Raw genomic sequence first — 15,522 nt, forward strand, 5'->3', positions numbered from 1 at the left:
AATATTAATATCCGGGGTTTTGTGGAAATTCGTTAGAGGTTCTATCTATTTGTGTTAAAGGTATAGGTCGTAAACTATGATACTCTTGAATAAAAGAAGCGGCCTGTGGGTTGTGCATTTTTACGCGTTCTACTAGTTTTCCGGTACGCACTAAATCAAACCATCTTTTTCCTTCTTGAGCCAACTCTTTTGCTCTTTCTTCAAGAATAACATTAAGGTCTACTGCAGAAATAACTGGCAAATCGGATACGTTATCTACTCCATAAGCTCTTTTGCGTACTTCGTCTAGATAGTAAAGAGCTTTAGTTTGATTGGGAGTTGCTTTTAAAGCATATGCTTCAGCAGCAATTAAATAGATCTCCGCTAGACGATACGCTATAAAATCTCTACTTCCAGATTCTTCATTTGTAGAGACTCTGTTTGGTTGTACCCATTTTTTGCTAGAAGGATATATTTTCTCGGTATATTCATCTTGATTATAAATACTTGCTCCATAAGGTTTAGTATCTTTTTCAGCTTGAGATAAAGGTACACGAGGTAGGTATACAGCAGTATCTCCAACAGCTACTCCTGAAGGAGCAGAATCTGGATTATTTGCATAAAATACCGTTGTAAATGTGCCATCGTACCTTTGATCTTCCATATCGTATAAATTTAATAAATAATTTGTAGGTCTAAACCTTTTCCATGGTCTTCCGTTAACAACATCTCTTTGCATTCCTGGTAATTTGTCGTACTCCATTAGAAAGAAAAGATGTGCAGGGTTTCCGCCGTTATCGTACTCTAATTCGTCTGCAAATTGTGTAGACCAAATTACTTCACTATTTTCTTCATTTTCAAGATTCCATAGTTCTGCATACGTACTTACCAAAGAAAATGGTCCTTTATCTATAATATCTTCAGCATAACTAGCTGCAAGATCGTAATTTTTTCGTGTAAGATACAAATCGGCTAAAGTGGCTTTTGCTGCCCAAGAAGTAGCCCTTCCAAAATCGTCTTGAACTCCTGGTAGATTTGCTTCTGCGTACTCCAAATCTTCAATTATTTTTGGATACAATTCATCTAAAGCCATTCTATGAGCTTCTGTTTCGGCTGTTGTGGTTTCTTCATCAGTATAATGGACAGGTCCCCATATACGAGCCAACCAATAATAATAGTAGGCTCTTAAAAAGCGAGCTTCAGCAAGAACTTCTGTGAGTTTCTGCTGGTTATTAGGGATTGCCTCTGGCGCTCTGCTAATAACTGTATTGGCAGCATTAATTCCTTTATAGAATTCATTCCAAGACTCACTTACAATTTGGGAGCTAGCATTAAGGTCGGAATCATAGGTATTAAAATATTTAAAGCCACCGTCTGATGCGTTTGTATAGGTGTCTGTTCCAAAGGCAATAAGCGTCCATCCGGTTTCTCTATTAGTGCCGTCTCTGCCATCTGGGCTGTTTCCTATAAAGAGCCCAAGGGATGCATATGCTCCGTTTAAGGCGAAGTTGATTCCTTCTTCATCTATAAAAACTCCATCGCCCGTTAGGTCGCCTGTAAGTTCTTCATCTAAAATATCACTACAAGAAATGAGTGAGATTAATGCGAATATGTATAGTATATTTTTTTTCATGACTATTTTATTTAATTTCTTTAAAAAGCAACGTTTAAACCAAATAAAATGGTTCTTGGCGATGCTATAAAATTATCACCACTACCAAGTTCAGGATCAAAACCTTTCAGATCAGATTTTGTAAATAGGAATGGGTTTTGTGCAGAAGCGTACAAACGCAATCTTTCCAAACCTAAAATCTCGCTTACTTCTTTGTTAAGTGTATAACCAAATGTAATGTTTCGGATTCTTACAAATGAAGCATCTACATAACTTAACACACCATTATCCAATGGTCTTTCTCTGTTAATATTAGGACGTGGATATTCGTTACTTGGGTTTTCTGGAGTCCAATAATTAAGGTCTAAATCGTTATTTCTACCAAAAATTGTTACATTTTCTAATGCTCGTGAGCGAGTTAAGTTTCCTTGGCGTGTATAAAGTGTTACTAAAAAATCAAAACCTGAATACTCCATTTTACTGGTAAAACCACCAATCCATTTTGGGTCTAATTGCCCTAATATTTTTCGGTCATCATCATTAAGCATTCCATCGTTATTTAAATCGGCAAGTTTTATATCTCCCGGTCTTCTTCCGTAGCTGTTTGCAACATCATTTTCATCAAGCTGCCAGATTCCGTTAAAAACTCGGTCGTAATAAACACTTAATGGCTGCCCAATAAACCATCCATTTCCAACATCATCCGATTGGCTATCCAAAAGTTTTACGATTTCACTTTTATTAGCTGAAAAATTAAAATCGGTTGTCCATCTAAACTTATCAGTTTCAATATTAACAGTACTTAATGTTAATTCAATCCCAGAGTTTTTAGTTTCTCCAACATTTTGAAGAATAGAAGAATATCCAGAAGTAGAAGGTAAAACTCTATTTAATAATAAATCGGTTGTTTTTCCTGTGTAATAATCAATACTCCCCGCAATTCTATTTTTAGCAAAAGCATAATCTAAACCGATGTCAAAAGTGGTAGTGGTTTCCCATTTAAGATCTGGATTTGCAATGTCTTCTGGTTGAAAACCAAAAGCAGGATTTCCACCAAAAGAGTTTTCTAATCTTTTAATGCTTCCAAAGGTAGCGTAGGGAGCAATTGGATTACGACCTACCTGCCCGTAACCAGTTCTAAGTTTAAGATCGCTTAGAACAGTTTGGTTTTTTAGGAAATCCTCTTGAATAATTCTCCATGCAAAAGAAGCAGAAGGGAAGAAGCCCCATTTTTTTCCTTTAGACAATTTTGAAGAACCATCATAACGACCAGTAAGTGTAAGGAGATACTTGTTTTTAAAACCATAATTAATACGACTCATGTAAGAAACCCAACCTTCGGTCTGTAAAGAACTATCACGATTGTCTACTTGAGAGCCATCACTTAAATTGTTAAATGTCTGACTGTCGTTTGCAAGTCCAGAAACCTGTAAGTATAAATAATCTCTTTTAGTTTCTTGAAAACTGTAGAGGAAGGTAGCGTCAATAGAATGATTGTCGCCAATCATTTTTGAATAATTTAAGATATTCTCAATAGTATAAGCTGTATTTACCCTTGTTGCTTTTGAAGCTTGTGAAAGTCCGCCTGTACGGCTATCTGAAAGAGAAGCGCGGAAATCATTATCGGTAAGCGATTCAAACTGAGGTTGAACATTTAAGGTATATTTTAATCCATCTAGAATTTGATAACTAGCAAAAATATTTGCAAAGTAGCGGTAATTTATAGTTTCATCAATATAATTTCCAGGAGTTTCATTACTCAAAGGATTCCAATTAAGTCCGTCAGCTAATGGATCCAGTGTGGCAACCCCATCTTCATCAAAAGGAGTAACAAGAGGAGGCTGGCTCATTAAATCTGCTAAAGGATTGTAATTGTTTGTTTTTGAAAAATTTGCCTGTTGAGATAAACCTATTTTTAATTTATCGGTAGCATTAATATCGAGATTGGCTCTAAAAGTGTAACGCTCATAATCTGCTAAATTATAAACCCCGTTTTGATCAAAATAACTCAAAGAAAGGTTGTATCTTATTTTTTCTGAACCCCCAGAAACGCCTAATTGGTGATTAACCTGTTGTCCTGCACGAGTTCCTAAATCAAGGAAATCTGTATTAACCCCATCTTGATATGCAGCTAATTGAAGCGGTTCTAGAGAGCTTTCAATAGAGGGTAAAGGTAATGTGCCCGGAATAAGTCCTTGCTCTTCTTCTTGTCCAGCTCTTCTTGCTTCACGTCTTAGACTTACATAACCATCGGAATCAAGAAGTTTGTAATTTTCTGGTACTTCTGCAAAACCGTAATAAGTATCATAAGTAAATTTGGCTTTTCCAGTTTTCCCTCTTTTTGTTGTAATTAAGATAACCCCATTTGCTCCTCTTGCTCCATAAATAGCAGTAGAAGAAGCGTCTTTTAATACTTCCATAGAAGCAATATCAGCAGAGTTTATGTCGTTTAAACTTCCTTCCATAGGAATTCCATCTACAACAATTAGAGGCTCATTAGAAAAATTAAGGGAACTTCTTCCTCTAATCAATAAGCTTGGCGATGATCCTGGCGAAGCATTTGTTACGCCAACATCTAAACCAGCAACCTTACCAGCCATGGCGTTAAAAGCATTTCCTTCTTTGGTAGAATTTATATCTTCTCCAGAAATTGAAGAGATAGCGCCTGTTACATCTGTTTTCTTTTGAGTTCCGTAACCTATTACAACTACTTCATCTAAAGCTGCTGCATCTGTTTCTAAAGTAATTGTTAGATTTTTTTGGTTTGAAAGGGGAACTTCTTTAGTAGAAAAACCAACAAACGATACAACTAGCGTAGCATTTTTATTGGAAACAGATAATTGAAAATTACCATCAAAATCTGTTTGAGTTCCGTTTTGAGTTCCTTTTTCAATAATAGTAGCACCAGGAAGCGGGAAGCCCTCAGCATCCATAACGGTTCCTGTTACATCAATCTCTTGAAGCGGAGATGCGGATAGGGGTGTGGCGATTCCTATACTAATAATAAAAAATAGCAAAGATAGATTCTTATACCTAAAAAAGGGACTAGAATTATGCAATGCATGGTGTTTTAAGTGTTTCATAATTTTAAGTTTTATTAGAGTTAGTTTTTATGTGTACGTGCACATTTTTTTAAATAGGATTCATTCTATGTGATTTAAATTAATGATTAAATGAAATTTATACAGGTTTTAATATGAAAACATCGACCAAGTTAATGTTTTTTTTGAAAAAAAATAAATTTGAATGTTAAAATAAGGTACGTACAACATTTTTTAATATATAATAAACTGACAGATATTTTATTACTTAATTAAAAATAAGGGTAAAAAGTTGAGATTATCATATAATGTATATAAAAGATAAACGAGCCATAATTAACTAGAAACTACATCATCATTGTAATACATTAAATTCTCTTGCGTGATAATATCTAATGGGAGGTATTTTTTTTGAGGAACTTGTTTCTCTAACACTAAATATTTATAGAAACTCTCCAGAGCTAAATATCCTTGATTTTCAGGTCTTTGTCCAATTAGATAATTTATAATACCCTTTTTTAAGTACTTTACATTATTAGCAATTAAATCGTTTCCTACTAATTTTATAGTGCTCATGGTATCAAAATTACTTTCAATACATTTAGCAACATGGTGTATCATGGAGCTGGGAACAAATATTCCAACAGTATTATTGGTTGGGGCACAAGCTTGGGTGAGGTTTTCTTCCCAATTTGCAGTTCCTAAATGAATGTTGTGTTCTATTAAAGTAATATTTGCTATAAAATTGCTGTTGTAGATATAATCTTTAAAACCTTCAATTCGTTGTTGTAAAGTTTTATTATGGTTTTCATTATTCTTAATGGAAATGATTGATATTGTTCCTTTTGAATTAATTTCTGAACATAATAGTTTGGCAGCTAATTTCCCGCTTTGAAATGCATCCTGACCAATAAAACTCAAAGCGTTACTGTTAGGGATGTTAGAATCAATAAGGCTAAAAGGGATTTTAGCTTCGTCTAGTTTTTTAGTAAGCTTTACTGCTTCAAAATTTATAACTGGAGCTAGGATAACCCCATCTGGTTTGAGTTTTAAAAGTTCTTCTGCCTTTTCTGTAAATGAGGAAACTGAGTTTTGATCGAAGTATAGAATGCTTAGGTTTATTCCAAACTGACTTAAATTTTTCTCCGCCATTTTAATGCCTTTAGAGGGCATCTCCCAATATTCTCCATTATTATAGTTTGGTACAAGTGCGGCTATTTTATAAGATCGGTTTAAAACCAAACCACGAGCATATATATTTGGCTTATAATTACCTTTTTCGATAATATCAAGCACTTTTTTTTCAGTCTCTTTAGATACTTTTCCTCGTTTATGCAGTACTCTATCTACGGTTCCTAGAGAAACATTTGCTAGCTTAGCTATTTCTTTAATTGTCAAATTCTTTCTATTTTATCTGCTAAAATAGCAAAAATATTGAATAAGGTACGTTAACGCTGTTTATTTTGAAGTCAATTATGTTGTTTTCTCAGAAAGAATAATAATTTTTTCGTTATTAATATTAGTACAAAAGAAGAGGTAGGTGTTTCCTCCATCTGTAATTTTAGTCTTTTTACGAATTTGAGCAACGCTTTCAGGGAAATTTCTAGTGGTAATATTGGCCTTGTTTTCTGGAAGAATTTTCTTCAGTGCTTTTTTGTTGTATGGAATAATGTCTTTAATTATAAAGGAGCGTCCTGGAAAGTTAATTAGCTCGTCATTAGTGTATAAATGAGTATTTGAGTGGAGCTTAGAGAGGTTTAGTTTTGTTGCTATTGAATTAAAACCGCCACTTTTTAAAATTGCAGAATTGGGCTCGTATAAATACTTTTTTGGGAGCGAAAACTCAGTATTTGTATTACTTTCTTCATTTAAATGAAAATCAAATTCTTCTGTTATATGTTTTGAAAAATTGATGGTTCTAATCAAAGGGGTGGTAGTTTTCTTGTCTTTTATAATCCAAAGAAGTTCTTTTACATCATTATTAACAGCAACAACATGAATTTCCACTACCTTTTTTAGTTCTTCAATTCCTTTAGAAATATCGAGTAGAGGAGAGGTTTTTACAATTACAGTAGGAGATTTTTTTAGTAGTACTGGTAAAACAAGCTGCATATTAGGTGTACAATCTTGTAGTAAAAATACTTTATTTTTTTTATTATCTCTTCTTGAAGGATCCACAAAAATACAATCAAAATTATCCTTTGTTTTTTCAAGAAAAGAGATGCCGTCCTCTGCAAAAGTGAAGATGTTTTTTTGACCTAAAACTTTAAAATTATGAGTGGCTATTTTTGATAAATTTTCATTGATTTCAAAATGAAGAACTTTTTTAAAACGTTTGGAAAAATAATAAGAGTCGACTCCAAATCCTCCAGTAAGATCTACTAGTTTTTTTCCGTTCACTAAACTGGCTTTGTAGTGAGCAGTAATTTCTGAGGAGGTTTGTTCAATATTTAGTTTGTTAGGATAGTAAATCTTGTCAGTTTTAAACCAGGTAGGAAGTTTTTTTTCTGATTTTTTCTTAGCTTCAATTTGTTCTACAACCTCTTTTGTGTCAACTCCCTCTAAATCGAAACCTTTTAGTAAAAGTGACGAAATGTCAGTATTAATATTTTTATTTATAAAATATTGTGTACCAGTATTTAATATTTCTTTATTCAAAGTAAAACTATAAGTTTTTTGTAAGCTTACCAACAATCTTATTTTCGGATAAAAACTCCTTTAAAACCACTTTTAAAGCGGTATATATGGGTACAGCTAATACCATTCCGAAAGCACCAAAAATCATTCCTGCAATAATAATAACTAAGAAGATTTCTAGAGGATGTGATTTTACACTATTTGAAAAAATTAGCGGCTGACTAAAGAAGTTATCTATAAGTTGACCTATCATGAATCCGATTAAAACATAGATGGATTTTGGTAAAATAACGGTGCTAAAATCTGCTCCTAAATTACTAGACATCGTTAAAGATATCATTAATACCCCTCCAATTAAAGGACCTATGTATGGTACTAAATTTAAAAGCGCACAAAGGAATGCAATTACTATAGCATCGTCTATTCCTAAGATGATTAAAACGGCTGTATAAATAACAAATAATATAGCTATTTGAAGTAATAATCCTATGAAATATCGTGAGAGTAAATTTTTTATTTTTTCTAGGGAATTTATTACGCTTTGTTCGTTCTCTGGGGGAATGAAAGTTAAGAGTCCGTTTTGAAATAAGCGACTATCTTTTAAAAAGAAAAATGATATAAAGATAACCGTAAAAATTGCAACACTAAGAGATCCTATTCCTCCAACAATGTATTTAAACATATTTGGAATAGCAGATAAATCTATATTAGAAATAAACTCTGAAGTTTTTATAGACTCTTCTATAGATTGCTCAACTTTGTATCTACTAACAGAGAAATAATCTGAAATCTCTCTATATACGTCTTGTAAACTAGCTCTTAAATTATCAATATTTAGCAAAGAAAGATTTTTTCCTTGCTCTATAATTAAAGGTACAAATAGGCTTATAACTCCAACGGTAAATAAAATCATGATAACCATGGTAATAATTACTGCAACGTTGTCGTTTAATTTACATTTCTTTCGTAAGAACCTTACAATTGGCCTTCCAATTAAAGAAATTACCAAGGCTATAATAATATAGGCTATTATTGCTTTGATTTTGTATATAAAAAAGAGCAATAGCGAAACTCCTATTATGGTTGCTAGGGCTCTTAATATCCCGTTAGAAATAGTTTTAGAATCCATTTTAATTACGTTGTTCCCTTTTAGGGTTTTATCCGATATTTAATATCGAAAAGGTTAGTTTTTAGTTGTGTTGCTAGTTGTTAAAACAATAGCAATTTCAATATAAAATTAAGGAAAATGTCTTATTATTTATAGTTGATAATTATTGGTTACTTCATATAAGCAAATGGCTGTAGCTTGTGCTAAATTCATACTGCTATTTTTTCCAAACATCTCAATATGAGTAGTATGGTTAGCAATAGAAAGGAGGTTTTTAGAAACTCCATAATTTTCATTTCCGATAATAATAGCAGTTTTATTCTTATTAGAAATTTTTAGGTTATTAATAGAAGTGCTATTATTTGTTATTTCTAAAGCTATAATGGTATATTTTTCTTTTTTTAAAAATTCAATACAATCATTTTCTTCTGTAAGATGCTCAAAAGGAACGGTTTTATGAGTTGCTCTAGCTGTTTTTTGCATACGTCTTGTAAAAACAGGCTCGTTTCCTACAAATATAACTTTTTCTACACCAAAAGCATCTGCTAGCCTAAAAATAGCACCTATGTTTGCAGCGCTGGTAATATGGTCGCATATAATGGTGATTGGAAATTGTTTTTCCGAGAAGTTAGTATTAGTATGCTCCAGTTGTGTTGTCATTTTAATGTTCAAAAGCGTATTGTATTATGTTAGCCCCCATTTTTAATGCTTTTTGTCGGATTTCTTGAGGGTCGTTATGGACTTCTTCATCTTCCCATCCATCTCCCAGATCACTTTCAAAGGTAAAAAGAAGAATTAGTCTGTTGTTATCAAATATTCCCAATGCTTGTGGCTGTTTTCCGTCGTGCTCATGTATTTTAGGGAGTCCATTTGGGAATTTATAAGTTTCGTTAAAGATAGGGTGGGAGGTAGGAATTTCTGTTAGTTCTTTATCAGGAAAAACTTTAACTAATTCTTTTTTTAAATAAGGAGCCATTCCGTAATTGTCGTCAATGTGCAAAAACCCACCAGAAAGAAGGTATTTTCTAAGGTTTATAGCTTCTTCTTCCGAAAAAAAAACATTTCCATGCCCAGTCATATGTATAAAAGGATATTGAAAAATATCGATACTTCCAGTTTCTACAGTAGCAGGTTTACTTTTTATGGTAGTGTGAATATTAGTATTACAAAAAGCAATTAAATTTGGAAGCGCTGTAGGGTTTGCATACCAGTCTCCACCACCATTGTACTTTAATAAAGCTATTTCTTGAGCACTTAAAAAAACACTAAAGCTAAGACATAGAATAGACAATAGAAGTTGCTTGTTCATTTTAAACTTACTTTTTCAGTAGCAAATTTACAGTAATTAAAAGAAGTATGCTGTAAAAGTTATCTTTTATAGAATTTCAAAGTTATAACCAGATTCTAATAGGTTTTGATATTTTTGATGATCAAACATATAATAGTATGCGCCACGTTTTGAGGCACTTTTATCTTTTTCAGCTTGTTTTTTTAGAACTTCAAAAGAGAGTACTTTTTTTCTGAAATTTCCTGGATCTAGTTTTCTTTGAAAAATAGCTTCGTATAAACTTTGTAACTGTGGAATCGTAAACTTTTCTGGAAGTAGTTCAAAACCAATAGGTTGGTGTTTGGCGCGACTTCTTAATTTGCTAAGCGCATCGGTTACCATTTGGTCATGATCTAAAACAAGCTTTGGTAGATCTTCAAGTTTATACCAATAAGCGCCGTGTTTTTCTGTGAGTTTTCTATCGTATTCATCAATCCGAATAAGTGCAAATTGCGCTACAGAAATGCAACGAGCACCTTCATCTCTATCTGCTTTTCCATAGGTTTTAGATTGTTCAAAGAACACATTATCAAGTCCAGTAATTTCTTTTAAAACCCTTTGAGCAGCTTCATCTACATCTTCACTAGGCTTAACAAAGCTACCTATTAAAGACCAATCGCCTTCATGTGGTGCTACACGTCTTTTAAAGATTAAAAGTTTTAATTCGCCATCATCAAAACCAAATACAATGCAGTCTGTTGCTACAAATATTTTGTTTTCTTCAGCGTAAAAATTACTAGTTGATGAAGTCATTTACAATTTTTTTTAATTTTTTAATTAAATATAATAAAAGTGCATATCACTTTTATTATATTTGTTAAAGAAAAATATATGATTTGAAAAATACAACGCAATCTGTTAATAGGCAAGAAAACTTTTTGAATTTAAAAGATTTTAAAAGCGAAGTAAAAATAGCTTCTCCTGGAAGAATTAATTTAATTGGTGAGCATATAGATTACAATGGCGGACATGTTTTACCTGCTGCAATTGACAGAAAAATTAAAATGTATTTTAGGAAGAATACCTCAAATACGTGTACTATTTGGTCTCAAAATTACAATACAGGGTTTAGTTTTAATTTATCTGAAGTAAATCCTAGTAAGGTAGAATGGCAAAATTATATTTTAGGAGTTGTTCATTTTATAGAAGAAATAAAAAAGGGTAGTATAGAAGGGTTTGATTGTATTATTGAAAGCGATTTACCTATGGGGTCTGGATTGAGTTCTTCCGCAGCATTAGAATGTGGAATGGCAAAAGGACTTAATGAACTCTTCAGAATAGGTTTAACTTCTGAAGAAATAATAACTCTTTCTAGAGATGCTGAGCATAATTTTGTGGGAACAAAATGTGGAATTATGGATCAGTTTGCTGTAGTTAGAGGGGAAGTAAACCATTTACTTTTATTGAATTGTCAAAATTTAAAGTATGAGTTAATCCAATCTGATATTGAACCGTATCAATTGGTGCTTTTAAACTCCAATGTGTCTCATAATTTGGCCAGTAGCGAATACAATACGAGAAGAAAAGAATGTGAAGAAGCTTTGGAAATAATTCAACAAAAATACCCTTCATCTAAGTATTTAGTAGATGTTTCTGAAGAAGTTTTAAATGAATTCAAAGAGAAACTTCCGGAGAAAACATATAACAGAGCTTTGTATGTAATCCAAGAAAATAAGCGTACTCTAATGGCTGCCAATGCATTGGAAGATGATTTGTTTGATTTATTTGGGAAATTAGTATATCAGTCGCATCAAGGATTAAGTGAAATGTATGAAGTAAGCTGTGCAGAATTAGATTTTATGGTGGATTTCTCTAAAAAGTTTGAGTATGTTTTGGGGTCTAGAATGATGGGCGGCGGTTTTGGAGGTTGTACTATAAATATTGTACATCAAGATTTTGTAGCTGAATATATTGAAAGCATTGCAAAAGCATACCAAGAAAAATTCAAGATAGAATTAAGCCCAATTGAAGTAAAAATTAGCAATGGGGTATCAAAAATATAAGCATGAAACCCTCATTAAGGGATTAAGCATAGCAAAATGCTGAGCTAAGTTAATGTATAATCGCCTCCATAAAAGGAAATGAATAAAGAGAATGTTTTTAAAAGGGAGTGATTCTTTACTTAGTTATATATAAAATTAAATGTTTAACTTAAATTTATTCGTTTGAAAAACACAATTAATAATAAGCCGCATAGAAGGTATAATATATTAACAGGGGAGTGGGTTTTAGTTTCTCCACATCGAACAAAACGTCCTTGGCAAGGTAAAAAGGATCAAAAGAGTGAATTACAAAAGGAAACATACGATGCTAGTTGTTATTTGTGCCCAACTAACGAAAGAGCAAGCGGAGATGTTAACCCTGACTATAAAGGAACTTACGCTTTTACAAACGATTTTGCAGCTTTATTACCAGATGTTGAGAGCGAAACTTATGACAACGGACTCTTAAAAGCGGAAACAGAAATGGGGATTTGTAAAGTAGTTTGTTTTTCTCCAAACCACGCATTAACGCTTCCTTTAATGGAGGTTGAAGAAATTACCAATGTAGTAAAGCTTTGGAAGCAGGAGTATAAAGAATTGGGAGGTAACCCAGCAATTAATCATGTGCAGATTTTTGAAAACAAAGGCGCAATTATGGGATGTAGCAATCCGCATCCACATGGACAAATATGGTCGCAATCGTCTATTCCACAAGAAGTTTTAAAAAAACAACAACATCAAAAAGAATATTGGGATACTAACAAGAGAAGTCTTCTGCAAGATTATTTAAAACAAGAATTAGAATTAAAGGAACGAATTTTAGTTGAAAATGAGCATTTTGTAGCTCTTATTCCGTATTGGGCGGTTTGGCCTTATGAGGCTATGATAGTTCCGAGAAAGCATTATCAAGATATTAGTCAGTTAAACGAAACGGAAGAGATTGCTTTTGCTTCCATAATTAAGAAATTAACTATTATGTTTGATAACCTTTTTGAGACTTCGTTTCCATATTCTTCAGGAATTCATCAGCGCCCAACCGATGGAAAAGCCCATGAAGAGTGGCATTTTCATATGTCTTTTTATCCGCCATTATTACGTTCAGCAGAAGTAAAAAAATTTATGGTAGGTTACGAAATGTTTGCTAATCCACAGCGAGATATTACTGCAGAATCTGCTGCTGAAAATTTACGTAAACTTTCAGAAATACATTATAGCGAACAATAGTTATGATATTCAGTATAAAAAAATCCTCTTTCTAATTTTAGTAAGAGGATTTTTTATTTAATAACATTCATGTCCGAGTAAAAATACAAGACCGCTTCGCTATAAGAGAGAAGAACAAAGACTAAATATTAACTACCTAAAAATGAATAGCTTGAAGAAACAGCTTTAGTGAAATCTTTTTTTTATTCATTTTTATTAATAGCAAGGGGCTATTTTGAAAACTTAAACCTTGATATAAGTGGAGTCCAATAAATTTTGTTAACTTTTATCGGACAACAATAGTTTAATAAAAAGTTTAAATATACTAGGTGTTAGTATTAGAAGTATTTTTTACATTATTCTATCTAATATACTTATAGCTTGCTTCGAGGTATTTTACTCGATACGTTTATAATTCTCAGAAAACATAGAGTTTCCTTCGCCGTCTAAAGTAATCTGACTAAAAGATTCTTTGTCTATTTCCAATTTAAAAGAAAAAACTCTCATGGTATCTATAATTTGCATCATAGACTCAGAGCCATATTCTAAACGTTCTACCAAAGAACTGTCTGTTATATGATAGGAACCATAACCAAACCATTCTACAGAATCTTTTGGTACAAAACGAGTCCACATCACTTTATCGTTATTGTACATCTTAATTTGACGGTAACCATCGGTATTTTGAACGGTATCAATTACAGTATTGTTATCGTAAGAATATCTACTAACAAGTTCCCATACACCCTGTAGGGAATTTTTCTGAACCTTTTCTTTTGAGCTTCCAGAGAGAAGTGTCAATGCTAATAGAAACACGAGAGGATATAAAATTGTTTTCATAACAGCTAATTTTTTTAAAGGTTAATAATAATACTTATGTTAAGTTACGAATATTCAATCAATTAATAAAATAAATTATCAAATCCTTAATTAAATTTTATTCTGCATGATAATTAAGGTTTTAAGGCTTCAATTTTTTGACAAAAATGGTTTAAAATTTAGTACTCTTGGCTTCATATTTTGCTTCAAAATAGGTTTTTATAAAAGGAGAGTAAAGCTTTAGAAAGAGTAAAATTTAAACTAAAAAATGTATATTTTAATTTATTGTTATCCGATAAAGGTTAGCGAAATTTATTGGGTTCCACTTATATCAAGATTTAAATGAGGTTTCCAAAATAGATTCCTTACTATTAATAAAATTATTAAAATAGGATTTTAGTAATGTTATTTCTTTAAACTACTTATTTTGATATAGTTAAGATTTAGTCTTTGTTTTTTTTATAGCAAAGTGATCTTGCATTTTTACTCGGACATTAATGATTTTATTCATCATCAGCTTTGTTTATTGTTTGATAATAACTTTTCATGGTTTAAGTGTAAGCTTTTTTATAAAAAAACTACTTTTGTTATGTAATTAAATAGAAAGGATTTACCATGTCTGAAAAAGTAGAAAGAATAAAATGTTTAATCATAGGCTCTGGCCCTGCAGGTTATACTGCGGCTATTTATGCAGCTAGAGCAGATATGAAACCAGTAATTTATACAGGATTAGAGCCAGGTGGGCAGTTAACAACTACTACAGAGGTTGATAATTTTCCTGGATATCCAGAAGGAATAGATGGTCCATCAATGATGGTACAACTTCAACAACAAGCAGAACGTTTTGGAACGGAAGTAAGAATTGGAATGATTACTTCTATTGAATTAAGTAAAGAAGTGGGAGGAATCCATAAAGCAGTTGTAGATAGTGTAACCCCTATTGAGGCAGAATCTGTAATTATATCTACTGGAGCAACTGCAAAATATTTAGGATTACCAAGCGAGCAACGCCTAAGAGGAGGTGGAGTATCTGCTTGTGCTGTTTGTGATGGTTTTTTCTTTAAAGGACAAGAAGTAGCTATAGTTGGAGGAGGAGATACCGCTGCTGAGGAAGCTACTTATTTAGCAAATATCTGTAAGAAAGTTACTTTACTTGTTAGAAAAGGAGAAATGAGAGCTTCTAAAGCAATGCAACATAGAGTAAACAATACATCCAATCTTGTTGTAAAATACTTTACAGAAATAGAAGAAGTTTTAGGAGAGCAAGTAGTAGAAGGATTACGTTTGGTGAATAATCAAACAGGAGAAAAAGAACAAATAGAAGTAACTGGACTATTTATAGCAATTGGACATAAACCTAATACCGATATTTTTAAAGGTCAATTAGATATGGACGAAACAGGGTACATAATAACTCAAGGAAAATCTACTAAAACCAATAAACCTGGTGTATTTGCAAGTGGAGATGTTCAAGATAAAGAATATAGACAAGCAATAACAGCCGCAGGAACTGGGTGTATGGCAGCTTTAGATGCAGAACGTTACTTGGCTGCTGTAGAAAGCAAGGAAGAAGTAGAAGCTTAATCCCTCATAGAGGGTCTAATTCCCCAGAGCCTGTTTTGAGTCTATCGGAGGGCTCTGGGTAGAAATGAGTTAAATCTGTTCCTTTGAATGACACTATCCAAAATTTTGTGTAAACGCTTAAAGTGGGTTTAGCTCAAATTTAGAGTTGAACCCTATTTTCAAATATAGTTAAAAATTGATTTAAAATTAGTCCCCAATTATGGATAGGTTGCGTCCATTTTTTGGTGATT

Annotated in this window: 12 protein-coding genes; 3 read left to right on the forward strand and 9 right to left on the reverse strand. The window is 32.5% G+C overall.

The window, feature by feature from the left end:
• Positions 1–4: 4 nt before the first annotated feature.
• The 8 genes from AC13CQ_RS03965 to AC13CQ_RS04000 form a co-directional block, all read right to left on the reverse strand.
• On the reverse strand, positions 5–1,612 hold the full coding sequence (locus AC13CQ_RS03965; protein ID WP_482882707.1) for a RagB/SusD family nutrient uptake outer membrane protein: 1,608 nt from the start codon (positions 1,610–1,612) through the stop codon (positions 5–7).
• 20 nt (positions 1,613–1,632) lie between these two features.
• Complete coding sequence (locus tag AC13CQ_RS03970; RefSeq protein ID WP_474507357.1) at positions 1,633–4,674, reverse strand: SusC/RagA family TonB-linked outer membrane protein; 3,042 nt, start codon at positions 4,672–4,674, stop codon at positions 1,633–1,635.
• A 294-nt stretch (positions 4,675–4,968) separates the two neighbouring features.
• Positions 4,969–6,030 carry a LacI family DNA-binding transcriptional regulator gene (locus AC13CQ_RS03975; RefSeq protein ID WP_008616202.1) on the reverse strand — a complete coding sequence of 354 codons (1,062 nt, stop codon included), beginning with the start codon at positions 6,028–6,030 and terminating at the stop codon, positions 4,969–4,971.
• A 75-nt stretch (positions 6,031–6,105) separates the two neighbouring features.
• Complete coding sequence (locus tag AC13CQ_RS03980) at positions 6,106–7,290, reverse strand: THUMP-like domain-containing protein (RefSeq protein ID WP_474507776.1); 1,185 nt, start codon at positions 7,288–7,290, stop codon at positions 6,106–6,108.
• Positions 7,291–7,297: 7 nt separating this feature from the next.
• Positions 7,298–8,398, reverse strand: coding sequence for an AI-2E family transporter (locus AC13CQ_RS03985; RefSeq protein WP_008616204.1), 1,101 nt, complete (start codon positions 8,396–8,398; stop codon positions 7,298–7,300).
• A 129-nt stretch (positions 8,399–8,527) separates the two neighbouring features.
• Positions 8,528–9,037, reverse strand: coding sequence for a TrmH family RNA methyltransferase (locus tag AC13CQ_RS03990; RefSeq protein ID WP_474507355.1), 510 nt, complete (start codon positions 9,035–9,037; stop codon positions 8,528–8,530).
• Between the two features lies 1 nt (position 9,038).
• Positions 9,039–9,686: a DUF4159 domain-containing protein gene (locus tag AC13CQ_RS03995; RefSeq protein WP_008616206.1), complete on the reverse strand. Its 648-nt coding sequence runs from the start codon at positions 9,684–9,686 to the stop codon at positions 9,039–9,041.
• Between the two features lie 66 nt (positions 9,687–9,752).
• The gene (locus AC13CQ_RS04000; RefSeq protein ID WP_474507777.1) at positions 9,753–10,457 is read right to left on the reverse strand and encodes an NUDIX hydrolase; all 705 of its coding nucleotides are present in this window, start codon (positions 10,455–10,457) and stop codon (positions 9,753–9,755) included.
• Positions 10,458–10,540: 83 nt separating this feature from the next.
• Between AC13CQ_RS04000 and galK the strand changes: the two genes are divergently transcribed.
• On the forward strand, positions 10,541–11,707 hold the full coding sequence (gene galK / locus AC13CQ_RS04005; RefSeq protein WP_335588802.1) for a galactokinase: 1,167 nt from the start codon (positions 10,541–10,543) through the stop codon (positions 11,705–11,707).
• Positions 11,708–11,869: 162 nt separating this feature from the next.
• Positions 11,870–12,910: a UDP-glucose--hexose-1-phosphate uridylyltransferase gene (locus AC13CQ_RS04010; RefSeq protein WP_474507354.1), complete on the forward strand. Its 1,041-nt coding sequence runs from the start codon at positions 11,870–11,872 to the stop codon at positions 12,908–12,910.
• 375 nt (positions 12,911–13,285) lie between these two features.
• Here AC13CQ_RS04010 and AC13CQ_RS04015 read toward each other — a convergent pair whose 3' ends face one another.
• Complete coding sequence (locus AC13CQ_RS04015; protein ID WP_008616212.1) at positions 13,286–13,729, reverse strand: hypothetical protein; 444 nt, start codon at positions 13,727–13,729, stop codon at positions 13,286–13,288.
• A 594-nt stretch (positions 13,730–14,323) separates the two neighbouring features.
• Here AC13CQ_RS04015 and trxB point away from each other — a divergent pair.
• Positions 14,324–15,292 (forward strand): thioredoxin-disulfide reductase, encoded by a 969-nt coding sequence (gene trxB, locus AC13CQ_RS04020; protein ID WP_008616214.1) that lies wholly within the window; start codon positions 14,324–14,326, stop codon positions 15,290–15,292.
• The last annotated feature ends 230 nt before the right edge of the window (positions 15,293–15,522 follow it).

Source organism: Galbibacter sp. L-19 (assembly GCF_056857615.1).

Bases quoted from the DNA above. Each gene is read 5' to 3' on its own strand.
- AC13CQ_RS03990 (WP_474507355.1), bottom strand. From the start codon at position 9,037: ATGACAACACAACTGGAGCATACTAATACTAACTTCTCGGAAAAACAA.
- AC13CQ_RS04000 (WP_474507777.1), bottom strand. From the start codon at position 10,457: ATGACTTCATCAACTAGTAATTTTTACGCTGAAGAAAACAAAATATTT.
- AC13CQ_RS04015 (WP_008616212.1), bottom strand. From the start codon at position 13,729: ATGAAAACAATTTTATATCCTCTCGTGTTTCTATTAGCATTGACACTT.
- AC13CQ_RS03985 (WP_008616204.1), bottom strand. From the start codon at position 8,398: ATGGATTCTAAAACTATTTCTAACGGGATATTAAGAGCCCTAGCAACC.
- AC13CQ_RS03970 (WP_474507357.1), bottom strand. From the start codon at position 4,674: ATGAAACACTTAAAACACCATGCATTGCATAATTCTAGTCCCTTTTTT.
- AC13CQ_RS03965 (WP_482882707.1), bottom strand. From the start codon at position 1,612: ATGAAAAAAAATATACTATACATATTCGCATTAATCTCACTCATTTCT.
- trxB (WP_008616214.1), top strand. From the start codon at position 14,324: ATGTCTGAAAAAGTAGAAAGAATAAAATGTTTAATCATAGGCTCTGGC.
- AC13CQ_RS03995 (WP_008616206.1), bottom strand. From the start codon at position 9,686: ATGAACAAGCAACTTCTATTGTCTATTCTATGTCTTAGCTTTAGTGTT.